This is a genomic window from Nitrospirillum karajorum, assembly GCF_036348415.1.
Classification (GTDB): Bacteria; Pseudomonadota; Alphaproteobacteria; order Azospirillales; family Azospirillaceae; genus Nitrospirillum; species Nitrospirillum amazonense_B.
Genome location: NZ_JAZBQB010000002.1, coordinates 304,407 through 327,815 on the forward strand (window position 1 = coordinate 304,407; position 23,409 = coordinate 327,815).

Sequence of the window (23,409 nt, forward strand, 5' to 3'; positions counted from 1 at the left end):
CCATGCGTGGTGGGCCAAACCATTCAAGCGCCTCATTTCCCAGGTCGATTTCGCGCATTTGGCGAGGCGCGGGCGCCCACCACTTTTCCGTTTGCGCGGTGCCCGCCGCACGGGTTATCCATCATGACATCCATGGTACAGTAATTTGACCACGGAGGCATCGGTCCGGGTGAACCCGCCCGATGCAGGGCACGCCTGAAGACAAGAGCGCCTGAGGAAGATGTGAGGAAGCCGGCGGGCGCCGGCGGCTTGCGATCCCGGGCGCCGGGGCGCCCGTGCCGGGCCATCACCGTCCATGAGCGGGGCGGGGACGTGCCGGCACGGAGGATGCCACCCCCGGCCCTGACGGTCCGCCCCATGCCCGCCCGGTCGTGCCCATGCGGCGCGCCGCCCCACCCGGGTGGCCGGCCGCTCCGACAAACAACAGGGGGGAAGGCTATGCAGCCTTGGGTCCAGGTCTATGACCCGTTCGGGAACATGGTGGTGTCCGCGCTGGTCGCGGCGCTGCCCATCGTTTTCTTCTTGGTGGCGCTGGCGGTGCTGCGGCTGAAGGGCTATGTCGCCGGCACGCTGACCGTGCTGATCGCCTTGGTGATCGCCATCGCGGCCTATGGCATGCCGGCCTCATCGGCCATCGCCGCCGTGGTCTACGGCTTTTTCTACGGCCTGTGGCCCATCGCCTGGATCATCGTCGCCGCCGTCTTCCTGTACAAGATCACGGTGAAGACGGGGCAGTTCGACGTCATCCGCGCCAGCGTCATCTCCATCACCGAGGACCAGCGCCTGCAGATGCTGATGGTGGGCTTCGCCTTCGGCGCCTTCCTGGAGGGGGCGGCCGGCTTCGGCGCCCCGGTGGCCATCACCGCCGCCATCCTGGCCGGGCTGGGCTTCAACCCGCTGTACGCCGCCGGCCTCTGCCTCATCGCCAACACCGCCCCCGTGGCCTTCGGCGCCATGGGCACGCCCATCATCGTCGGCGCCCAGGTGTCGGGCCTGGACGTCTACAAGGTGGCGGCCATGACCGGGCGGCAGTTGCCGGCCCTGTCGGTGTTCGTGCCCTTCTGGCTGGTCTTCATCATGGACGGGTTCAAGGGCGTGAAGGAAACCTGGCCCGCCATCCTGGTGACGGGCGTCAGCTTCGCCGTGGCGCAATACTTCACCTCCAACCACATCGGGGCGGAGCTGCCGGATATCATCTCCGCCCTCATCAGCCTGGTCTGCCTGACCGTGTTCCTGAAGTTCTGGAAGCCCAAGACCGTGTTCCGCTTCAAGGACCAGGAAACGGCGGTGGAGCGCAGTGCCCACGCCTACACCGCCGGCCAGGTGGTCAAGGCCTGGTCGCCCTTCCTCATCCTCACCGCCGTCGTGACGATCTGGAGCCTGAAGCCGTTCAAGGCCCTGTTCGCCAAGGGCGGCGCCCTGGTGGACACGGTGTTCCTGCTGGACGTGCCCAGCCTGCACAACATGGTGACCAAGGTGGCGCCCATCGTCGCCAAGGCCACGCCCTATGCCGCGCAGTACAAGCTGGACCTGGTGGCCGCCACCGGCACCGCCATCCTGGTGTCCGCCCTGCTCAGCATGATCGTGCTGCGCTACGGCCCCGGCCGGGCGCTGGCCACCTTTGGCGAAACGGTGGTGGAGCTGAAATGGCCCATGTACACCATCGGCTCCGTCCTGGCCTTCGCCTATATCGCCAACTACTCCGGCCTGTCCGCCACCCTGGCGCTCATGCTGGCGGAGGCGGGCAAGGGCTTCCCCTTCTTCTCCCCCATCCTGGGCTGGCTGGGCGTGTTCCTCACCGGGTCCGACACGTCGAGCAACGCCCTGTTCGGCGCCCTGCAGGCCACGACGGCGCAGCAGATCGGCGTGTCCGACCTGCTGCTGGTCGCCGCCAACAGCAGCGGCGGCGTCACCGGCAAGATGATCTCCCCGCAAAGCATCGCGGTGGCCTGCGCCGCCGTGGGCCTGGTGGGGCGGGAGGCCAACCTGCTGCGCTTCACCCTGAAGCACAGCATCTTCTTCGTCTGCATCGTCGGCATCATCACCCTGCTGCAGGCCTATGTCTTCACCGGCATGATCCCGCAGTAAGCCGCGACGGCATCGCCCCTAGAGCGAGATGTCGATCAGTTGTGATCGCGTTACGCTCTGGCGGTTCACGGTTTGAAAGGCCCCGGCGGGTGCGCGCCGGGGCCTTTCTTATGCGGCACCGGCGCCAGCGCGGGGAGGGGCGATCCTGGCCCCGGGGCGTCCCCCCACCATGCCCAAAATCGCAGATTTCATTTGTTTTTGCCGGTTCCCCACCGGCGGCGCGCTATTCTGATCTATTGTGATAAATGGCAAATGCAAAATACTTTATCCCGTGAAGGGTGTATATAACGCCCATTACCGCGACGCCTCCGGAACCCCGGATCGGTTTGCGCCGGCACCATCGCCATTGCCATCCAACAGGATCGGGTCGTTGGCCCGGCCCCCTGCATCTGGTTTTCAGCGCGCCGTCCCCGTGACGCCGCAACCCGTTGTCATGCCACTTATCAGGGAAAGGGGAATCGAAATGAAAAGCCCGCTTAAAACACCCGCCGTCATCCACAATATAGTCAAGATGGAAGATTTTAACAAAAGCGGCATCCATGTGACACCGACCATCGGTGACGGGGACACCATCTGCAATAACACGAATTTCCAGGTGGACACCGGGTCATCCGGTATTGTGGCTGGACTGGAGAATTTCGGCCTGATCGGCTATGAGGAGCTGGATAAGAAGTATCCGTGCTTCGGCGTTTACACGATGCATTATTATCCCAGCACCATTTCCCATACGGGCAAGTGGTATTATATGCCCGTGTGCTTCGCTGGCACGGATTCCTCAAACCCGCCGATCCCTGTCACCATCCAGTCCCATGCCATGGTGCTGGTGTGCCCGGGGTCGGTCGGCATGATGGGGGTTTCCGCCAAGGGGGAGAACCCGGCCTTCAACGTGTTCCTCCAGGCGTCGATGTCGGCCCCATACTGTGAGACGGTTCCCCTGGACCCGGGCTATACGCTGTTCCGCGAACGCGTGCTGCTGGGGACGACGACCTCCAACATGAAGGGGTATGTCGGCTCCTCCCTGACCATGGTGTCGCCGCCCCCCTTGCCGACGCAGACCAACGATGTGACGTTCACCCCGCCCTTCCCCTCCAGCCCCGCCAGCAAGGACGGGCAGCCGCAGGACACGGCGTGCTGGACGGTGCCGCCCGTTACCCTGCAGATCACCGCGCCGGGGCAGGACACGCCCGCCCCCTCCTATCCGCTGTGTTTCGAGTTGGACACCGGCATCAACCAGGTGTTGATCGCAATGCCCTATGACTTCGCCGACACGAGCGGCAACCCGCTGCCGCCGACCGCCCTGGGCCAATACAACGCCGGCGCCGGCCAATGGTTTTTCGCGCCCAAGACCACGCTGACGGTCACCTTCCCCCCGGGGTCCACGTCGGACGATGGCATCAGCTACAGCTGGACGGTGGGCGTGGCGCCGACGGCGGGGGAGGCGGGACCCACGGGGCCGACCCTGTACATGGGCCCGCCGACCTATACCTCCACCATCCAGCAACCCCAGGGTCCGACCAAGCTGCCGCCGCTTTCCGGGAACCTTCCGCCCGAGTTGCTGCCCCCCGGCGTCAAGCCGGCGCCGGAACACCATGCCGCCGCCGCGCAGCCGCAGCAGAACAACAACTTCCCCCGCGTCAATGTCGGGCGCTGCCCCCTGAACGCCTGGAGCTATCTGTTCGACGCCCAGAACGGCTTCATCGGTTTCAAGGCGATCGGCTGATCGGCCCTGGTGGCCCGGGGCGGGAAAGACGCCCCGGGCCTACCCGCCCTGTCCCCGGCGGGCGCGGGCCAAAGGGCGCCTGTCACAAAGGGCGCCCGCCGTCACAGCGGCGTGTCGCTGTCGCCGGCCAGCAGGCGGGGATACATCTCCTTGAAGGCGAAGCCGTCACTCTTGCCGCCCTCCTTGCGCTTGAAGCGCAGCACGACGTCGAAGCGATCCTCCGGCCAGACGGTGGGCGGCTTGCCCCGGCGCAGGGGCAGCAGGGGGATGATGTTCTGGACGATGGCCTCATGCTCCCAGCACACCAGCACCACGCCGGACAGGGTCAGCAGCTCCTGGACCAGCTCGGCCTCCTGCCCCTTGCCATAGGTGGTGTTGGGCCCCTCCAGCCCCAGCCGCGCCGCCAGCGGCGAGGCCGTCTCGAACGGCCGCTTGCTGGGCGCCTTGTTCGCCACCGCGCCCGGTGTGGCGGCATAGACCGCCTGCGGCGTGGCGTAGTCGCCCGTATCCAGTCCCGCCCCGAACAGCGCCGCCCAGGCCCCCGCCCGCTGCCATCCCCGGATGACCAGGGACTCCTTGTCCTTCTTGCCCTCCAGGGTAAGGCCAGGACCGGGCCACTCGCCCTCGGGCTTTTCGGCGTGGCGGATGAAGTAGAGGGTCAGTTTGCTCATGGACGGGCTCCCTGGGTTAGTGCGCGTTTCGTCTGCTGAAGAGCATCCTTTGTGGCGCGAACGGCTCCGTAGTAATCTGGGAAAAGGATCGCACCCGAGACGCCATACATTTCAGACAGGAAGTACGCTTTATGGGCTTCTGAGGAGGGGAGGGTAATTTTCTTAAGTTGTATAGGTAAAGGACTGCTGTCTTCGGAAAATAGACCATCTATAGAATTTGGACCAATAAATGGCTCTCCAAATTTTCATCGATATCTTTGTAGCGTGAATACGCCTGATTGTGCGGCAACATTAATATTGTTGCTACCTGGAACCTTCACAACTTCTAGCCATTTTCCCATGTTGGATATGGCGCTTATGTCGAGAGCCCAAACCGCAATATGGTCACTTCGATTGTCGTGAAGATTTCCGGAAATGGCAAAATATGCTGCCACGTATGATCGCGTAGACCAGTCTAGCAGGCGAGTGTGTAGTCCGAAGTGTTGTGCCAAAGCTAATACTTCATAAATCTCTTTTGGTGGCCAAATTTCCGGATCAAACATCGATTCTCTAAAAATATTAGAGCCATTATTTATCGATCTACGAAATAATATCGAGTCATTAGGAATTCTTGTGTCAATTTTGTCGCAGTTTTTTAGAAATTCAGAAATCAAAGCCCATTCATCATGTGTAATTTGATCACAGGTGCGGGAGCTAAAAGAGCTATCTCTGAATATAGATGGCGTCAGGGGCCATGTTGCGTTGGACTGCCCTCTGTAAATGGTTTCGCGACCTCTGCCAAAAACAGGATTCTCAGGTGAGAGTAATTTCCAGAACTCGGCTGCAGTGTCGGCTCGAATTTCTTCATAAGCAGGCATTTAAATAATTTCCTTATTTATCAGCCACAATATTCCCGACCGCGATCCCTCTCAGCGACGCCTCCAGCCTAGCATCTGCCCGGGAAATTTCAACCAAAGCGTTGCGGATGAAGTTGATGTGCGCCTCCGCCCGCGCGCGGGCCGCCGCCGGGTCGTCTTCCGTGATGGCCCCGTACAGCGCGTGGCACAACAACCTCGGTGCGCCTCCGAGTGCCAGGTAACTCCAGCACGGGCCAAAGCGCCCTCAGCTACTGAGCCAAAGGGGCAAGTGCCGGTCCACCGCCACCTTGGCCACGTGGTGCAGTGTTTCGCTGGCTTGCCAGGCGGTGGCCAGGGGCGCTTCCGGTCGCTCATCCGGCCGGTGCCGTGCGGCGGTGGGGTCCGCCGTGCGGATCACCGTCCGCAGTTCGGTCACCTCGTGCAGCAGATTGGTGACGGAGCCGAAACGCGCCGGCCGGCCCCACCAGTCCAAATCCTCGATGATCATGTTGCGCCGGAAGGGCAGCCAGTAGTCCCCGGTCAACAGCAGCTGAGGGAACCTCCCGGTGAAGCCGCGCTGGTCCGCCGCTTTCAGGGCCCTGTCGATCTCCGGCCGGTCCGGTCGCGCGGCGGCGACCAGCCCCTTCAGCGCCGCCGCCCCTTTTTCATCAACGATGGCGGCGACGTAGCGCAGCAGCAGGTCGGCGCTTGCCGCCGGTTCCTCGCTGATGCTGAAGGGGCTGTCCTCGTTCCAGGTCAGCACTTCATCCAACTGTACGCGGTACTTGACCGCCAGCCGGTCGCGCCAGTTGATGATATCGCCCCGCACCGGATAGCGGATGGGCGGCGGTCCCGCCAGCACGCGGCCTTGGCCGCTGCCGGCCGGGAACCCCAGGATCAGGTCGATGACGAATTGCTCACCCGGCCGCGACGGCTTGGCCGGGGCCGCCCGCAGGTCTTCCGCCGCCTCGGTGTCCAGCGTGCCGATCCGACGCAGGGGCGAGACGGTGTAGGCGATACCCATGGTGCTTCAACGGTTCATTACCGGCGGCCGTCGGCCGCGCTCTTGAGGCTTGGTTGGATCATAGGCCGGCGCTTCAGCAACCGATAGTACTTGCCTCCCAGCCTGGCGCGCCGCTCACACCGGGTATACCTACTTTTCCGCCACGATGTCCCCACCCGCGATCCGTCTCAGCGACGCCTCCAGCCTAGCATCCGCTCGCGAGATCTCCACCAAAGCGTCACGGATGAAGTTGATGTGCGCCTCCGCCGCCGCGCGGGCTGACGCCGGGTCGCCCTTCATGATGGCCTCATAGAGGGCGCGGTGCTGGCTCAGGAGGAGCTGGCGGACGCCGGTGCGCTGGTACAGCTTGGCGCGGTTGAAGAAGACGTCCTGGCGCAGCATCTCGGACAGGGCGCGCATGATGTGCAGGATGACGACGTTGTGGGTGGCCTCGTAGACCGCCAGGTGGAAATCGGCGTCGGCGTCCGCTTCTTCCTTGGCCACATCCAGGCCGTGCGCGGCCTCCATGGCCTCGAACCGGGATTGGATCTGGGCGCGGTCCACGTCGGTGGCGCGCAGGGCGGCGTAGTAGGCGGCCGCCCCCTCCACCTCCGTGCGGAACTCCAGGTAATCCAGGGTGGTCTCGGGCCGGGCGGCCAGCACGGCGTGCAGCGGTTCGGTGAAGGTGGGGCCCAGCAGGGGGGCGACGAAGGTGGCGCCGCCCCGGCCGCTTTGCAGCAGGCCGCGCTGTTCCAGCTTCTCCAGCGCCTCGCGCAGGGAGGGGCGGGAGACGTTGAAGCGCACGGCCAGTTCCCGCTCGGGCAGCAGCTTCTCACCGGGGCGCAGGCTGCCCTCCACGATCAACTGTTCCAGATGCTCGGCGATGGTGTCGGCCAGCTTGGCCGGTCGGATGCTGTCTTTCATGTCCCGTATGCCTGGTCCCATCTGCCATGGCCCCGTCCGCCATGGTCCTGTGGCGCCCCCGCCGGCCGGCGGCGGGCGCTCCGGTCAAAATAATTGACCAGCGCCCCGGCGGCGCGCAACGGAAATGACGCCGCCGCCGCCCCTGGTCGGGGCGGGGCGGCCGTGCCGATTCAACCGCTTGTGTTTTATGGGGAGTCCGTCCGGCGGCGGAGCGCCGCCGCCGTGCGCGTCAGTTCAGCGAGAACTCCACCGGCACCACCAGTTCCAGGGTGGCCCCCGGGCGGTCGTCGGGCATGGGGGGCAGGGGATCGGCGCGGCGCACCAGGGCCAGCGTCTCCTCATCCAGCAAGGGCGCGCCGGCGCTGCGCTCCAGCGACGCGGCCAGCACGTGGCCGGAGCGGTCGATGGTGAAGCGCAGCAGGGCGGTGCCCGTCTGGTGGCGCTGGCGCGCCTGCGCCGGATAGCGCCGGAAGCGGTAGAGCTGCGCCATCACCCGGCCCTCATAGGTGTCCGGCCCTTTGGAGGGCGGTGCCGGTGGCGCCGGCGGGGCCGGCGGCGCGGCGGTCTGCACCGCCGTGCTGGGTGGCGGCTCGGGTTGCGGCGTCGCAACCTCAGCGGGCTGGGGCTGAGGGGGCGTCGGCGGCAGAGCGATGGGTTTCACCGCCACCGGCTTGGGCGGTGTCGGCTTGGGGGGCACCGGCTTCGGCGGCTCGGGCTTGGGCGGTTCCGGCTTGGGTGGTTCCGGCTGGGGTGGGGCCGGCGGCGGCGGCAGGTCGATCTGCATCGCCGGCGGCGGGGGCGGCGCCTCCTGCGTCGACCGGGCCATCAGCCAGGGCAGGGCCAGCGCGTGGGCGGCCAGCACCACGGCCAGGCTGCCGCCCCAGACCAGGCGGCGGTTGCCGCTGGCCGGGTCCGTCACCGCCCGGTCCGTCTCCACTGGATCATGGGGGGCCAGGGGTTCGGGGGCCACTTTGTCGGGATAGGGGGGCGCCATCGCCATGGCTCAGGGCGCTCCGCCGCCATCCAGGCCGACCAGCGACACCTTCAGGTATCCGGCGCTGCGCAGGCTGTTCATCACCGCCGTCAGGTCGCCATAGGACACGGCGCGGTCGGCGCTGAGGGTGATGCGCTCCTCCTTGTCGCCGCCGGTGGCCTGGTCCAGGGCGGCGCCCAGGGCCTCCCGCGTGACGTCGCCGCCATCCAGCGCCAGGGTCAGGTCGGCGCGGATGGTCAGGGTCACCGGCTTTTCCGGGTGCGGCCGGGGCGGCGCGTTGGAGGAGGGCAGGTCCACCGGCACGTCCACCGTGGCCAGCGGGGCGGCCACCATGAAGATGATCAGCAGCACCAGCATCACGTCGATGAAGGGCGTGACGTTGATCTCGTGGGTTTCGGCCAGCTCATCGCCGCCGTGGGACAGACGGGCGGCCATGGCTCACTCCGCCGCGCGGCTGCGGACGCGGGGCAGGGCGTTCTGGACGCCGGCCTGTTCCCGGTCCAGATCGCGGCTGACCAGGCGCAGCACGCCCGCCGACACGTCGGCCAGCAGCACGCGGTACCCATCCACCTTGCGGGCGAAGACGTTGTAGACCACCACCGCCGGGATGGCCGCCACCAGGCCGGTGGCCGTGGCCAGCAGCGCCTCGGCGATGCCGGGGGCCACCACCGCCAGGCTGGTGGTCTGGGTCTTCGAAATGCCGATGAAGCTGTTCATGATGCCCCACACCGTGCCGAACAGGCCGACGAAGGGCGCGGTGGCGCCGATGGTGGCCAGGATGCCGGTGCCGCGCACGATGGCGCGGCGGGCCTTGGCCTCCAGCCGTTCCATCCGCAGGATCACGCGCTCCTTCACGCCCTCGGCCGGCAGGCCGTCGGACAGCGCGCGCTCCGCCGTCGCCGCGCGGGCGAAGGCCAGGGCCAGGGTGTCGCCGGCGCCGGTCAACTGGCTGGCCGCCACGTCCAGGCTGATCGCGTCGTCGAGCTTGTCCAGCGAGCCTTGCAGGCGGCCGCGCGCGGCGCGCAGCTCCAGGCCCTTGGCCAGCAGGATGGTCCAGGTGACGACGGACGCGGCCAGCAGGCCCAGGATGACGGCCTTCACCACGCCGTCGGCGTTCATGAACATGCCCATGGCCGACAGGTCATGCGGCACCGTCGCCGTCACGCGCGTGGCCCCGTCCTGTGCGCTGGCGCCCGTGGCGCCGCCGAGGATGCCCAGGCCCGCCGTCAGGCCGGCGGCCGTCCGCTTCAGCCCGGCGGCCGTCCGCCTCAGCAAAGTGTTTGCCATGATGATCGTGCCCCTTGTCAATGACGCGGCGCCCCTGGCCGCGCGTGTCGTGTGTCGGTTGCTCATGCTCATTCCGCGGCGGACTGCAGGATGGCGGCGGCCCGGGCCGCGCCGGCCTTGCGGTTCTGCCGCTTGATCCACCACATGGAGGTGCCGGTGATGGCGAACAGCAGGGGCAGCAGCCCGCTCAGCGCCACCAGGACGCGGTAGACCGGGCCCAGCCCCTCGCCCTCGTGCAGGGGGCGCATCCAGCCGGTGACCTTGTTGCCGGCAGGCTGGGCGGACGGGTCGCGCACCTCCACCACCTGGCGGGTCCACGGGTCGACCATCAGGGTGACGGCGCTGGTCATGGCGCCGCCGGGTGGGGCCAGCACCACGCGGATGGCCTGGTCCGGGCTTTGCGGCAGGCTGGCGGCGCGCAGCGCCAGGCCGGGGCGGGGGCCAGATTGGGATAATGCCGCCAGGGCGACGGCCACGGCCTCATCCACGCCGGCGGGCTCCGCACCCTCCAGCGGCGTGACCTTGGGCACGGCGAAGCCCTGGGTCTGCGCCGCCATGGGCAGCGCCGATCCCACGCCGGCGGCGATGGTCTGGGGGAAGGCGATGGCCACGCCGGTGACGCTGACCACCAGGAAGACCAGCAGCCCCCAGATACCCACGGCGCCGTGCAGCTCACGGTGGAAGCGGGCGCCCTTGGCCGCCTTGCGCACGATGAAGGCCTGGCGCCACTGGCCCGGCCGGGGCCACCACAGCACCAGCCCGGTGATGCCCAGCGCCGACATGACGATGCCCAGATAGCCCACCAGGTCGCGGCCGCTGCGGTCCTGGATCAGCAGGTTGCCGTGCAGGCGGTGGAACCAGCCGATGGTGGCGTCCAGGCCGGGGGTGCGCACCACGGCCAGGGTGACGGGGTCGATATGGACGCTGATGCCCGGCATGCCGCCGCCGGGGCCGCGCGCCTCGCCGGCGGGCCGCGCGCCGGCGTCGCCCGGGGGCGCGCGGCGGGGGGCTTGGAAGCGCACGGTGGCCGTGCCGCCCGGCTCGGTGGGGGCGGCGTAGTTGGCCGGCTTGGCGCCCGGCGGGGCCGCGGCCGTGGCGGCGGCGACCACCTCGGCCACGCTGTGCGCGGCGGCGCCGGTGTCGGCGGCGGCCGTCGGCGACGGGGTGAATAGCCCGCGCAATTCAGGCTCCAGCACCAGCACGGTGCCCGACAGCCCCAAAGCCAAAAGGGGCAGGCCCAGGATCAGGCCCACCCACAGGTGCAGGAAACGCAGCGTCCTCATCATGGCGTCAGGCCTCCGCCCAGCGGCGCAGCAGGTTGTGATAGATGCCGGTCAGGCGCACCACCGCCGGCTGGCCGGCGGCCTCGCGGTTCAGGTCCTGGATGGTCGTGTCCAGGTCGAACAGCAGGGTGCGTTCGCCATCGTCGCGCACCATGCTCTGCATCCAGAAGAACGAGGCGATGCGGGCGCCCCGTGTCACCGGGGCGACCCGGTGCAGGCTGGTGGACGGGTACAGCACCATGTCGCCGGCGGGCAGCTTCACCTCATGCTCACCATAGGTGTCTTCCACCAGCAGCTCCCCGCCGTCGTATTCGTCGGGATCGGCCAGGAACAGGGTGGCGGACAGGTCGGTGCGCACGCGGTGCGGCGTGCCGGGGATTTGGCGGATGGCGTTGTCCACATGGATGCCGAAGGACTGGCCGCCGGCATAGCGGTTGAACAGCGGCGGGAAGACCTTCAGCGGCAGGGCCGCCGACAGGAACAGGGCGTTCTTTTCCAGCGCCGCCAGGATCATGTCGCCCATGGCCCGCGCTGCCGGATGCTCGGCCGGGATCTGGGCGTTGTTCTTGGTCATGGCCGACTGGTGGCCGGCCGTGACGCGGCCGTCCACCCAGTCGGCGGTTTCCATCTGCCGGCGGCACCAGGCCACTTGCTCCACAGTCAGGACGCCGGGGATATGAAGAAGCATGGTGCCGCCTTGGAGGGTTCTTGAGCTAAGAGGTTGATCAGAAAGCGACGTTCAGGGTGAACTGCGCCGTCCGGCCCTCGCCCGGGATCAGGTGGGCGGGGTGGATCTGGTCGATGTAGTCCCGGTCCAGCAGGTTGGTGATGTTGGCCTGGATGCTGATCTTTTCCGTGATGTCGTACTTGGCCATGGCGCTGAAGGTCCAATAGCCGGGCACGGTGTTGATCAGGTTGGTGGCCGCCACCGGGCTGGAGCTGCCGACGCGCTGCGACACGGCGTTGGCGCCGCCGCCGATCTGCAGATCGTGGGTCAGCTGGTAGGTGGTCCACAGGTTGAAGGTGTGGTGCGGCACGTTGGCCAGGGCGCGGCCCACTTGGCTGTACGTGGTCGACTTGATGACCCGGCCATCCATGTAGGCGTAGCTGCTGCTGATCTGCCAGGCGTCGGTGATGCGGCCGGTCACCTCGATCTCGGCACCCTTCACCTTCTGGTCGCCGCCCAGCACGTTCAGGGTGGAGTTGTTGGGGTCGGTGACGCGGGCGTTGTCCTTTTCCGTCTGGAACAGGGCGGCGCGGACGCTCAGCGCGTCATGCAGCAGGTCGACCTTGCCGCCGACCTCATAGGTCTTATTGCTTTCCGGGTCCAGGTTGGCCGTGGCGGCGGACAGCGACAGCTGCTCGGCCGACGGGTTGAACGAGGTGCCGAAGCTGGCGTAGACGCTGCTTTCCGGCGTGGGCTTGAACACCAGGGCGGCGCGGCCGGACGGCAGGCTGTCGGTGCGGGAGAAGGCGGCGGCGGGGGCCACGGTCTGCTTGTAGTCCGTGTCCAGGTGGTCATAGCGGATGCCGCCGACCAGCGACCATTGCTCGTTGAACTTCATGGTGTCGACGGCGAACACCGCCACCGTGTCCACCGTGGTGCTGACGCGGGACGAGATGGTGGGCGTGCCGGCGAAGGCCTGGTACTCGTTCGGGTTCAGCAGGGTGGTGGTGGGCACGCCGCTCCACGCGGTGCGCGTCGGGTCCGAGGTCTCGCGCGACAGCTCCACACCGGCCACCAAGTGGTGCTCCAGGAAGCCGGTGTTGAACCGGGCCGAGGCCGTGGCCTGGTCGTCCAGGGTGGTTTCCACGCTGCGCGCCGTGATGGCGTTGCGCTTGATGGCCACGCCTGACAGTGGGCCGACCGTTGCCGGCGTCACGTTGGCGTTCACCAGCTGCGGCTCGGTGATGCGGACGTTGCGGTAGTAATTGCCGTAGCGGAACTGGTTTTCCAGGGTGATGCCGGACGTCAGGTCGTGCTGCACGTCGGCGGTCACGACATTGGCGTCGGTCTTCAGGTAATCGCTCTGGAAGCCGTAGTAGGTGCGATAGTTCACCGGCGCCGGCTTGCCCAGCAGGAAGGGGATGCCATAGTCCGGCCGGTCGTTCTCGGACTGGTGCAGATAGCTGATGGTGACCCGGGTGGGCGTGCCGATGCCGAAGGCGACGGAGGGGGCGAAGCCATAGCGCTCGTTCTTGGCGCCGTCGCGGCCGGTGACGAAGCTGCTGGTGCCCATGGCGTTCATGCGCACGGCCGTGGTGGCGTCCAGCGCCCGGTCCACGTCGGCCGTCAGGCGCTTCATGCCGTCGGTGCCCAGGGTGGCGGTGCCGGCGGTGATGGACTCCAGCGTGGGCGTCTTGCTCACCTGGTTGATGGTGCCGCCGGTGGAGCCGCGGCCGAACATGGCGCTGTCCGGGCCCTTCAGCACTTCGGCCGACTGGTAGTTGAAGCTGTCGCGGTAATAGCTGCCGAAATCGCGCAGGCCGTCCAGGAAGATGTCGGACCGGGCGCTGAAGCCGCGCAGGGTCAGGCTGTCGCCCTGGGCGCCGCCTTCACCGGCCGCCAGGCTGATGCCGGCGACGTTGCGCAGGGCGTCGCGTAGGGTGGTGACGCCCTGGTCCTTCATCTCCTGGCTGGAGATGACGCTGACCGACTGCGGGGTATCCAGCAGCTTTTCCGTCAGCTTCACGTTGGCCGACCGTTCCGTGCGGTAATCCGGCGCCGCGGCGGCGTCCTGGTCCTGCACCGACAGGGTGGGCAACTGGACGGTGCCGCCCTGCTGCTGTTGCTGCGCCGGGGCGGCCTGGGTGGCGGCGGCGGTCTGCGCCTGCGCGTCCAGCGAAAGAAGGGTGCCGCCCGCCAGGCCGACGCTGGCCAGCCCCAGGGCGGTGCGCGCCAGCGTGCGGGGCGCCTTGGCCCGGCTGGCGATGATGATGGTACGCTTGCTCGACATTACGGTCCCCACCTTATGCCACGCTTATGATTGGCTCCCGCGCGGCACCCGTTTCGGGGCCCCGCGGTTATATCGTTCGTTAAGATTGCGAGCGACTCTTATTTGCTGACCAGGGACCTGTCAACGGCGGTTGAGAGTAATTATCAAAATCTGTTGCACGAAAACCGCAGGGTGGCTTCATGGTTCGGCGACAGGGGCGGTGATGCGTTGGAAGGTTCCGCTCTTGCTGCCGACGGACTGCCGCCTACGTCCAAGTCGATTCACAGGGCGCGGACGGGATGAGGGCGTTTCATCTGCAGACGACCCTGGTCGATGCGGCTTCCTCTCGATCTATCGGCTGCGAAAACGCAATCGATCGATGAGAATCCGAAAAGCGGCCGAGTTGTTCTTTTGCGTTGGGTAGTAAATATGATAACCAGGAAATAATGGGCACCAGTCCTCCAGAAAGCGGACCAGGCGGCCATCGCGTATCATGGCGTGCGCATGATCTTCGATGAGACAGGCGATGCCGTGTCCACCCAGTGCTGCGGCAAGCGTCATGTCTGGATCATTGAAGGACAATTGTCCTGGTACGCGAATCTTTACCTCTTGCTCTGCCCTTTTAAATTGCCATGCGTATAATTCGCCAGACGCGGGCAGACGAAAGTTGATGCAGGTATGCTGCAGCAGATCATGGGGCGTAATGGGGACACCACGTTGGGCCACGTAGCCAGGGGATGCCACGATCGCCAAGCGCAGATCTGGGCCAATTCTTACCGCAACCATATTTTGGGCAACCAACTCGCCCAACCTGATGCCGGCATCGAACCTGTCGCCTGTCAAATCGCGCGCCGCCGCGTCGATGTTAACGTCCACTTCGATGTCCGGGTAATCCTTCACGAAACTGCCGAGCATCGGCCATAGCAGGCTGATGGCGGCGTGCCGGGGGGCGGTGATCCTGATCTTGCCCTTTGGGCTTTCCCGCAAGGACCCGATGGTCTCAAGGCTGAGATTGATCGCTTCGAACGCGGGTTTCAATCCCTGCAGGAATTCTTCACCCGCCGGGGTCAGGGTGACGCTTCGCGTGGTGCGGGTCAGTAGACGAACGCCCAATCTCGCTTCAAGTCGTCGCACCGTGTTGCTCAACGCTGGCTGTGACGTGCCGAGCCGCGTTGCGGCCCGCGTGAAGCTTTTTTCCTCCGCAACCGCGATGAAGGCGTTCAGATCGGTCAGGTCATCGCGAGTCACCGGCCACACTCCCTTATTCATAATATATAGATATAATTGTTTTATGCTTTTTATATCTAATTCTTACAAAAGGAAGTCTGCAAAATCCGTTTCTCGGCAGATGCCGAATGAAGCGCGATGCGCTGGACCCATGGTCCAGAGCCCACAACAGACGGACATAACCACATGAGCGATTTTTCACGCCGCGCGTTCCTCGCCGGAACCGCCACTGTCGCAGCCGTCGCATCGGGGACGGCGACTTACGCGGGGGCAAGCGATGGATCGCCTTCCGGAGCAAGAAGAACCCGGACCAGCATCTACCGTCAGAATATTGGCGAGATCGAATTACTGTCGATCACCGATGGTGCGACCAGCTTTCCACGCCGTCAGGATTTCGTTACGAACAGATCCCCGGAGGATGTCGCCCAGGCCTTGCAGCAGGCTTTTTTCCCGACCGATCCGATCACACTCACCTTCACGCCCGTTGTCCTTAAAAGCAGCGGAAAGCTGATCGTGATCGATACGGGACTTGGGGAAGCGGCGTTCAAGCAGAGCAATGGGATCGGGGGTCAGTTTCATTCCAATCTGGCGGTTGCCGGCTACGATGCGGGTTCTGTGGATCGGGTCCTCATCACGCATTTCCATGCCGATCATATCGGCGGTTTGGTGACCGCGGATGGCAAGCCAGCCTTTCCGAAATCCGAGATTTGGGTACCGGCCGCCGAATATGCTTTCTGGATGAACAGCGGGAATATGGCGCCGGACGCATCGGAGGCCATGGTGGCGAATTTCGAACGCGCCCGCCGCATATTCGGAATTCTCGGTGACAGCGTGAAGAAGTTCGCTCCTGAAACGGAGGTCGCTCCCGGTGTCACGTCGATAGCTACTCACGGGCATACGCCAGGCCATACGTCCTTCATCGTCACGTCCGGTAGCGACAAGGTGATCATTCAGGGGGACGTGACCACGCATCCCGCCTTGTTCATCCGCCATCCTGACTGGCATGGATTCACGGACGTGGACCCGGTCATGGCGGAACAGTCACGGCGCATGCTGTATGACCGGATTGTGGCGGAACGGATCCTGGTGCACGGCTTCCATTTTCCTTTCCCCTCGCTGGGGCATCTGACGCGCGAAGACGATGGTTATCGACTGATGCCCATCATGTGGAATCCCGCCCCGTAACAACGAAAGCCTCGCCCCCTTCATTCCGCATGCAGGCGCGCGCGTCCTTAAATATTGCGCGATCGTTCAAGGTGATGGCCAGTTTTCGAGGGGAAAGTCCACCCTCCAGGTAGCGATCCGGGCGCGCGGATGGCCCGCGCGCCCGTGACGCCATCACCGGGCCCCGCGCCGCTTCACCAGGGCGTAGAGCGCCGGGATCACCAGCAGGGTCAGGACGGTGGAGGAAACCATGCCGCCCACCATGGGCACGGCGATGCGGCGCATGACCTCCGACCCGGTGCCGTTGCTCCACAGGATGGGCAGCAGGCCGGCCATGATGGCCACGACGGTCATCATCTTGGGCCGCACCCGCTCCACCGCCCCCTCCAGGATGGCGGCGCGCAGGTCGGCCGGGGATGCCTGGGCGCCCTCCCGCGCCCGCCGGTCCAGGGTGGCCGCCCACGCATGGTCCAGGTAGATCAGCATCACCACGCCGGTCTCCGCTGCCACGCCGGCCAATGCTATGAAGCCCACGGCGACGGCGACGCTGAGGTTGTAGCCCAGCCCCCACAGCAGCCAGGCGCCCCCGACCAGGGCGAATGGCACCGACAGCATGACGATCAGGGTTTCCGCCAGGCGTCCGAAGTTCAGGTACAGCAGCATGAAGATGACGCCCAGCGTGGCCGGGATGACCAGGGCCAGCTTGGCCTTGGCCCGCTGCAGATATTCGAACTGCCCGCTCCATTCCAGGCGATAGCCCGGGGGCAGGGTGACCTGGGCCGCCACGGCCCGCGCCGCCTCCGCCACATAGCCGCCCACGTCGCGGCCATGCATGTCGACATAGACGTAGCCGACCAGCTGCGCGTTCTCGGTGCGGATGGACGGGGGGCCTTGGGTGATGGCCACGCTGGCCAGGTCGCCCAACGGCACCATGGCGCCCCCAGGCACGGGCACCAGCAGCTGGGTGGCGATGGTCTGCGGATTGTCCCGCAGGTCGCGGGGGTAGCGGACGATGACGCCATAGCGCTCCCGTCCCTCCACCGTCGTGGTCACCGTCTCCCCGCCCAGGGCCGTGGCGACCACCTGCTGCACGGCGTCGCTGGTCAGGCCATAGCGGGCGATGCGGTCGCGGTCGGGCGTGATCTCCAGGTAGTGCCCGCCGCCCAGGCGCTCGGCATAGGCGCTGGTGGTGCCGGGCACGCCACGCACGGCCGTCTCCACCGCTGTGGTCAGCCGCTCCAACACCGCCAGGTCGGGACCGAAGACCTTGACGCCGACCGGGGTACGGATGCCGGTGGACAGCATGTCGATGCGGGCCTTGATGGGCATGGTCCAGGCGTTGCTGACCCCCGGCAGCCGCAGGGCCTTGTCCATCTCTTGCACCAGGCCGTCCAGGGTCAGGCCCGGCCGCCAGTCGGCCTGCGGCTTCAGGGTCACCACCGTTTCGCTCATTTCAAGCGGGGCGGGATCGGTGGCGGTGGCTGCCCGTCCCGCCTTGCCGTAGACCGACGCGACCTCGGGGAACGACTTCAGGATGCGGTCCTGCGTCTGCAGCAGTTCCGCCGCCTTGGTGACCGAGATGCCGGGCAGGGTGACCGGCATGAACAGCAGCGTGCCCTCGTTCAAGTCCGGCATGAACTCCGAGCCCAGGTGCGATACCGGCCAGGCCGTCACCGCCAGGGCCAGGACGGCCGCCACCACCGTCACCTTGGGCCAGCGCAGCACCAGCGTGATCAGCGGACGATAGGCCGCGATCAGGGCCCGGTTCAGGGGATTGCGCGCCTCCGGCACAATGCGGCCGCGCACGAAGAACAGCATCAGCACCGGCACCAGGGTGACGGACAGCAGGGCGCCGCCGGCCATGGCGAAGGTCTTGGTATAGGCCAGGGGCTTGAACAGCCGCCCCTCCTGCGCCTCCAGCGCGAACACCGGCAGGAAGGACGCGACGATGACCAGCAGGCTGAAGAACAGCGACGGCCCTACCTCCCGCGCCGCCGCCAGTAGGGCGGGGCCCCGGGGCTCGCCCGGGGCCAGCCGTTCCACATGCTTATGCGCGTTCTCGATCATGACGATGGCGGCGTCCACCATGGCGCCCAGGGCGATGGCGATACCGCCCAGGCTCATGATGTTGGCGCCGATGCCCAGCGGCCGCATGATCGCGAAGGCCGCCAGGATGCCGATGGGCAGGGTGATGATGGCCACCAGGGCGCTGCGCACATGGAACAGGAAGACGACGCAGACCGCCGCCACGATCAGGCTTTCCTCCAGCAGGGTATGCTTAAGCGTCTCGATGGCCCGGTTGATGAGGTCGGACCGGTCGTAAACCGCCTTGAGGGTCACGCCCTCGGGCAGTGCCGGCAACAGCTCCGCCAGCCGCTGCTTGACGCTGGCGATGGTGGTCAGCGCGTCGGCGCCGTCCCGCTTGATCACGATGCCGCCCACGGCCTCACCCTGGCCGTCCAGCTCGCCGATGCCGCGCCGCTCATCGGGTCCCAGTTCCACTCGGGCCACGTCGCGCAACAGCACCGGGGCGGCCCCGGCGGCGTCCGCCTTCAGCACCACCCGTTCCAGGTCGCCGGCGTCCCGGAGATAGCCGCGCCCGCGCACCATGTACTCGGTTTCCGCCATTTCCAGCGTGCGGCCGCCGACATCGCGGTTGGAGGCGCGAACGGCATCCGACACCGTTGACAGGGGGATGCCGTAGGCCTGCAGCTTGCGGGGATCGACCACCACTTGGTACTGGCGCTCAAACCCGCCCAGGGCGGCCACCTCGGCCACGCCGTCGGCCTTGGCCAGCTGGTAGCGGACCAGCCAATCCTGAATGCTGCGCAATTCGGCCAGGGTGTGGCCGGCACCCTGGATCACGTACTGGTAGACCCAGCCTACGCCGGTGGCGTCCGGCCCCAGCGAGGGCGTGGCGCCGACCGGCAGCCGCTTTTGCGCGACGTTCAGATACTCCAGCACGCGGGAGCGCGCCCAGTAGAGATCGGTCCCCTCCTCGAACACCACATAGACGAAGGAGACGCCGAAGTTGGAAAAGCCGCGCACCACCTTGGAGCGGGGCACCGCCAGCAGGGCGGTGGACAGGGGATAGGTCACCTGATCCTCCACCACCTGCGGCGCCTGGCCAGGGTAGTCGGTGTAGACGATGACCTGGGTGTCGGACAGGTCGGGCAGGGCGTCCAGCGGCGTGTGCCGCAAGGACCAGGCGCCCAGCGCGGCGATGAACAGGGTGGCCGCCAGCACCAGCACCTTGTTGGCGGCCGACCAGTCGATGAGGCGGGCGATCATGGCTTGGCCCCCCCGTTGGACATGCCCCCGTTGGACATGCCACTTTTCGACGTGGGGCTTGGGTCGGTTGTGAAGGCCTCCAGAGCCGCCTTCAGGTTGCTTTCCGCGTCGATCAGGAAATTGGCGCCGACCACCACGCGGTCACCTTTGCGCAGGCCGTCGCGCACCTCGACCTTGCCATCGCCCCTTGCGCCCAGATGGACGGCGCGCGGCTGGAAGCGGCCGTCGCCCAGATCCAGCAGCACCGTCTGCCGGGCGCCACCGTCCAGGACAGCGGATTCCGGGATCACCAACGGGGGCCCACTGTCGCCGCCGATGGACGGGGTGTCGATGGTCACGCTGGCAAACATGTCGGCCAGCAGGGCGCGGTCGCGGTTGGGCAGGATGATGCGCACCCGGGCCGTCCGCGTCTCCCTCGACAGGGTTGGATAGATGAAGTCCACCACCCCGTCGAACCGGCGGCCGGGATAGGCCGCCAGGGTGGCATGGGCGGCCTGGCCCGGCCGGACCAGCCCCACCTCCCGCTCCGCCACTTCGGCCACCAGCCAGACGTTGGACAGGTCGGCCAGACGGTACAGCGGCTCCCCGGCCGCCACGCGCATGCCCACCACCACCGGCTTGTCGATGACCACGCCGTCGGCCGGGGCGATGACGGGAATCTGGCGGGCGGCATCCCCGCCGCGCTGCAGGCGCGCGATCTCCTCCGCCGGCACGTCCAGGGCCCGCAGGCGCGACAGGGCGGCCGCCACCAGATCGGCAGGCTGGCCATGGCCCATGTCGGCATGGCGATCCGACGCCAGTGACCGGGCCAGGAGATATTCCTTCTCCGCCGTCAGTAGGTCGGGCGAATACAACCGGGCCATCACTTGCCCCCGGTGCACGGCGTCGCCGGTGGCGGCCACGGTCAGTGTCTCCACCCAGCCTTCGGCGCGGGTGGTCACCACCACCTGGCGTCGCTCATCCAAGGCGATGGTGCCGGTGGCGCGGACAGTGCCGGCCAGGGTGGGGATTTCCTCCACCAGGGCCGTGCGCACGCCCAGGGTCTGTAATTTGCCGGCCGCCACCCTCACTGTGCCTGGCGCGTCGGCCTCATCGGCATAGACCGGCAAATAGTCCATTCCCATGCCGTCCTTCTTGGGGATGGGCGAGGTGTCGGGCAGCCCCATGGGATTGCGGTAATAGAGGATCTTGCCCTTCCCATCGGGGATCTTTGGCCCGGATGCCGCCTGGCCCTGGGCGGAAGGGATGGCCACGGGCATGAGGAGGAGTGCCAAGCTGAGGCTCAGCATAAATCGAGCGCGATTCATAGCGGTCCTCCCACCAGGCGTTCCAGCGCTGCCAGGGCTCTTTGCCCCTCGACCTCGATGCGCAGCAGGTCCAGCCGCGCTTGGTGCAGACGGTGTTCCGCCTCCAGCACGCTGGCCAGGCTGCCTTGTCCCCGGCCATAGGCGGCCAGGGCGGCCTCATGGGCCGTGCCCAGGTCCGGTAGCAACTGCGCCCGATAGATGCCAAGCTGCTGGCGGATGGCGGTCAGGTCCGCCAAGGATTGGGCCAGGTCGCCCTCGATGTCGGCCGCGGTCGCGGCCAGGCTCTGCCGGCTGGCATTGGCCTTGGCCACGGCCTCACGCTCCTTGGCCCGCTTGGGTTCGGCCTGCAGGGGGATCTTGAAGCCAATGGTGGCGGTGTAGCCGGTGGGGCCGTTGTCCCGCTGGATGGCGCCGACACTCATCGTCAGGTCGGGGTACCAGGCCTTGGCGGCCAGGTGCCGTTCCTCCTCCGCACCCCGCACCTCGGCGGCGCCGGCGGCCAGCAGCGGGTTGTCCGCCTGGGCCCGATCGACCAGCACTGTCAGCGATGGCGTGGCCGTAGGCAGGGCACGGGCGCCGGCGGGTGGGGCCAGGGGGGCGTCGGCGGGCCGCGCCAGCAGGACGTTCAGCCGGGCCATGGCGGCGGTGCGGTCGGCGGTCAGGCGGGTGGCCTCCACCTCCGTGCGCGCGGCATCGGCCGCGGCCAGCAGGGCATCGCCCTGGCTGCCCAGCCCCTGCGCGTAGCGATCGGCGGCGTTTTTGGCCATCTGGCGGTCCAGTCGCTGGACGTCGCCATTGATGGCCAGGGCCGTCGATGTGGCCACGTACTGGGCGTAGGCGTCCTTGAGGCGCTCCTCAAGTTCCAGGCTTGTGGCCCGTTCCCGGCCCCGCGCGCCATCGACCGCCGCCTGGGCGGCACGCCGGCGCAGCTCACGCTTGCCCCACAGGGGGAAGTCCTGCTCCACCATGATGTAGGTCTTGTTGATGCGCGGACCGCTGGTGCGGTCCACTTCGTCAGAGTTGATGCGGAGGGTGGGGTCGTCCAGCGCGTCGGCGACGGAGGCCTCGGCGTCCGCCGCCGCCGTCCGCAGCGCGGCGGCCTGCACGGACGGGTTAAGGCGCCGGCCGGCGTCCAGCAAACTGTCGAGGGTGGCCCCCAGCGAGGATGCGTTGGGCGAGGATGCGTTGGGCAAGGGCGTATCCGGGGCCGGCAGGTCGGCCGCCCCGGCGTTGACGGCGAGCAACAGGGATAGCGCCGACACGGCGGTTGCCGTGCGCGCAAAATGGAATCGGGTCATGGGGGGTTCCCTACCGAAAGGGTGTCGGGCCGGTGGATCATACCGGCAGCACGGACCGGCGCCGGGACGGTGCTGGTCCCGGCGGCCTGCACGCTTCAAGGCGTGCGCGTCATCCGACGATGGGAGGGAAAGGCTCCGGTGCGATGGAGAGGCCGGTGCCCAAGGCCAGTGGGCGCCAGAACGCCACCATGCCGAAGACGGTGGGCGCCCCCGGCTGGCCCGACCGCTCCGGCAGCAGCGAGACGCCCAGACAGCCCATCTGCTTGAGGCAGGTAGCATTCAGGCCGTGGCACGGCGCGTCCTTGGCTGGGATGCTCATGGCATGGGCCACGGGGCAATCGTCCGGCATGGCGGCCGCCGCTGTCGGCATATCCGCAGGCATGGCCTGAACTGTGGCGGCACCCAGGAAGGACAGCAGGAAAAGAACGGTAAGCAGGCCGCGCAGACAAGCCGCACATCCCCGGCCGAAGGCCGGGAGGGTGGGCGTTTTTCGCGAACAGGGGAACTGGCGGCGCGGCATGGCGTTAGAGGTAAGCTGTGCGTGATCAGAATGCAACGCGGCAAATCGGATGGCGCTATGGGTGCCGTGCTTCCAGCGAAGGAAAAGTGCCATGGGCCCCTCCCGCCAAAGCCGCCGCACATTCCTGCACCTCGGTTCCACCGGCATGGCCGCCGCCACGGGCCTGGCCTTGGCCGGGTGCGGGGGCGAGAAGGATGTTGGCGCTGTGGAGGATTTGATGCGGGAGCACGGCATCCTGCGCCGCGCCCTGTTCGCTTATACCGAGGCCGTCCTGCGGCTACGGGGCGACACGGCGCCGGTGGATGCCGGGGCGCTCCATCGCGCGGCAATGCTGTTCCGCACCTTTGGCGAGGATTATCACGAGCGCGCGCTGGAGGAGGCGCACATCTTTCCGGTGGTGCGTACGCTGCCGGGGCCGGCGGCAGCCTATCCAGACGTGCTGACGACCCAGCATGAGCGGGGCCGGGAGATCACGGACTACATCCTGGGCGCGACCGTCCACGGGATGATCGGGACCGCCGACCGCGAACCGATGGCGCGCGCCATGGACGCCCTGGTCAGGATGTACCGCGCCCACGCGGCGCATGAGGACACCGTGGTTTTCATAGCGTGGAAGCAGGCCTTGTCCCAACGCCGGCTGGAAGAAATGGGGGAGACGTTCGAGGACATCGAACACAAGCGGTTCGGCGCGGATGGTTTCGACGACGCGGCCCGGCAGGTCGCCGACATCGAGGCGGCCCTGGGCTTGGCCGACATCGCCCAGTTCACGGCACCGCTGGTCACGGCGCCGGCACCGGCCTAACCGGGTTTTCTCCATGGCCAGGGAAGGGCCGGCCGCTTTTGCTCTGGGCCGGCCTTTG

19 protein-coding genes are annotated in these 23,409 nt (G+C 67.1%); 4 read left to right on the forward strand and 15 right to left on the reverse strand.

Annotated features, from left to right (window positions below; genetic code table 11):
- Positions 1-438 precede the first annotated feature (438 nt).
- Both UCD39_RS09140 and UCD39_RS09145 read left to right on the forward strand, forming a co-directional pair.
- Positions 439-2,088: a lactate permease LctP family transporter gene (locus UCD39_RS09140; RefSeq protein WP_330495719.1), complete on the forward strand. Its 1,650-nt coding sequence runs from the start codon at positions 439-441 to the stop codon at positions 2,086-2,088.
- Between the two features lie 463 nt (positions 2,089-2,551).
- Positions 2,552-3,808 carry a hypothetical protein gene (locus UCD39_RS09145; RefSeq protein WP_330495720.1) on the forward strand — a complete coding sequence of 419 codons (1,257 nt, stop codon included), beginning with the start codon at positions 2,552-2,554 and terminating at the stop codon, positions 3,806-3,808.
- A gap of 101 nt (positions 3,809-3,909) precedes the next feature.
- On the opposite strand, the gene UCD39_RS09150 is transcribed toward UCD39_RS09145, so the two are convergent.
- The 11 genes from UCD39_RS09150 to UCD39_RS09200 all read right to left on the reverse strand — a co-directional run bounded on the left by UCD39_RS09150 (position 3,910) and on the right by UCD39_RS09200 (position 14,990).
- Positions 3,910-4,479 carry a histidine phosphatase family protein gene (locus UCD39_RS09150; RefSeq protein WP_330495721.1) on the reverse strand — a complete coding sequence of 190 codons (570 nt, stop codon included), beginning with the start codon at positions 4,477-4,479 and terminating at the stop codon, positions 3,910-3,912.
- 245 nt (positions 4,480-4,724) lie between these two features.
- Positions 4,725-5,336, reverse strand: a complete 612-nt coding sequence (locus UCD39_RS09155) for an FRG domain-containing protein (RefSeq protein WP_330495722.1) — start codon at positions 5,334-5,336, stop codon at positions 4,725-4,727.
- Positions 5,337-5,580: 244 nt separating this feature from the next.
- Positions 5,581-6,339: a hypothetical protein gene (locus UCD39_RS09160; protein ID WP_330495723.1), complete on the reverse strand. Its 759-nt coding sequence runs from the start codon at positions 6,337-6,339 to the stop codon at positions 5,581-5,583.
- Between the two features lie 129 nt (positions 6,340-6,468).
- Positions 6,469-7,242, reverse strand: coding sequence for an FCD domain-containing protein (locus UCD39_RS09165; RefSeq protein ID WP_330495724.1), 774 nt, complete (start codon positions 7,240-7,242; stop codon positions 6,469-6,471).
- A 229-nt stretch (positions 7,243-7,471) separates the two neighbouring features.
- Entirely contained in the window at positions 7,472-8,242 is a 771-nt protein-coding gene (locus UCD39_RS09170; protein WP_330495725.1) for an energy transducer TonB, read from the reverse strand.
- Between the two features lie 3 nt (positions 8,243-8,245).
- Entirely contained in the window at positions 8,246-8,671 is a 426-nt protein-coding gene (gene exbD, locus UCD39_RS09175) for a TonB system transport protein ExbD (RefSeq protein WP_145731326.1), read from the reverse strand.
- A 3-nt stretch (positions 8,672-8,674) separates the two neighbouring features.
- A complete protein-coding gene (gene exbB, locus UCD39_RS09180; protein WP_330495727.1) occupies positions 8,675-9,523 on the reverse strand; it encodes a tonB-system energizer ExbB in 849 nt (282 codons plus the stop codon).
- Positions 9,524-9,591: 68 nt separating this feature from the next.
- Positions 9,592-10,809: a PepSY-associated TM helix domain-containing protein gene (locus UCD39_RS09185; RefSeq protein ID WP_330495728.1), complete on the reverse strand. Its 1,218-nt coding sequence runs from the start codon at positions 10,807-10,809 to the stop codon at positions 9,592-9,594.
- A 4-nt stretch (positions 10,810-10,813) separates the two neighbouring features.
- A complete protein-coding gene (locus tag UCD39_RS09190) occupies positions 10,814-11,494 on the reverse strand; it encodes a Fe2+-dependent dioxygenase (RefSeq protein WP_330495729.1) in 681 nt (226 codons plus the stop codon).
- A 37-nt stretch (positions 11,495-11,531) separates the two neighbouring features.
- Positions 11,532-13,763, reverse strand: coding sequence for a TonB-dependent receptor (locus UCD39_RS09195; protein WP_330495730.1), 2,232 nt, complete (start codon positions 13,761-13,763; stop codon positions 11,532-11,534).
- Between the two features lie 330 nt (positions 13,764-14,093).
- Positions 14,094-14,990 (reverse strand): LysR family transcriptional regulator, encoded by an 897-nt coding sequence (locus UCD39_RS09200; protein WP_330495731.1) that lies wholly within the window; start codon positions 14,988-14,990, stop codon positions 14,094-14,096.
- 165 nt (positions 14,991-15,155) lie between these two features.
- Here UCD39_RS09200 and UCD39_RS09205 point away from each other — a divergent pair, with 165 nt between their 5' ends.
- A complete protein-coding gene (locus UCD39_RS09205) occupies positions 15,156-16,154 on the forward strand; it encodes an MBL fold metallo-hydrolase (RefSeq protein WP_330495732.1) in 999 nt (332 codons plus the stop codon).
- Positions 16,155-16,307: 153 nt separating this feature from the next.
- Here the strand turns inward: UCD39_RS09205 and UCD39_RS09210 are convergent, their stop codons facing one another.
- From UCD39_RS09210 to UCD39_RS09225, 4 genes are all read right to left on the reverse strand, one after another.
- Entirely contained in the window at positions 16,308-19,424 is a 3,117-nt protein-coding gene (locus tag UCD39_RS09210; protein WP_330495733.1) for an efflux RND transporter permease subunit, read from the reverse strand.
- Positions 19,421-20,683, reverse strand: a complete 1,263-nt coding sequence (locus UCD39_RS09215) for an efflux RND transporter periplasmic adaptor subunit (RefSeq protein WP_330495734.1) — start codon at positions 20,681-20,683, stop codon at positions 19,421-19,423. Before UCD39_RS09215 ends, UCD39_RS09210 begins: the two co-directional genes overlap by 4 nt.
- A 44-nt stretch (positions 20,684-20,727) precedes the next feature.
- On the reverse strand, positions 20,728-22,029 hold the full coding sequence (locus UCD39_RS09220; protein WP_330495735.1) for a TolC family protein: 1,302 nt from the start codon (positions 22,027-22,029) through the stop codon (positions 20,728-20,730).
- 109 nt (positions 22,030-22,138) lie between these two features.
- A complete protein-coding gene (locus UCD39_RS09225; RefSeq protein ID WP_330495736.1) occupies positions 22,139-22,411 on the reverse strand; it encodes a hypothetical protein in 273 nt (90 codons plus the stop codon).
- Between the two features lie 229 nt (positions 22,412-22,640).
- On the opposite strand from UCD39_RS09225, the gene UCD39_RS09230 reads away from it, so the two are divergent.
- Positions 22,641-23,351, forward strand: coding sequence for a hemerythrin domain-containing protein (locus UCD39_RS09230; protein ID WP_330495737.1), 711 nt, complete (start codon positions 22,641-22,643; stop codon positions 23,349-23,351).
- Positions 23,352-23,409 lie beyond the last annotated feature (58 nt).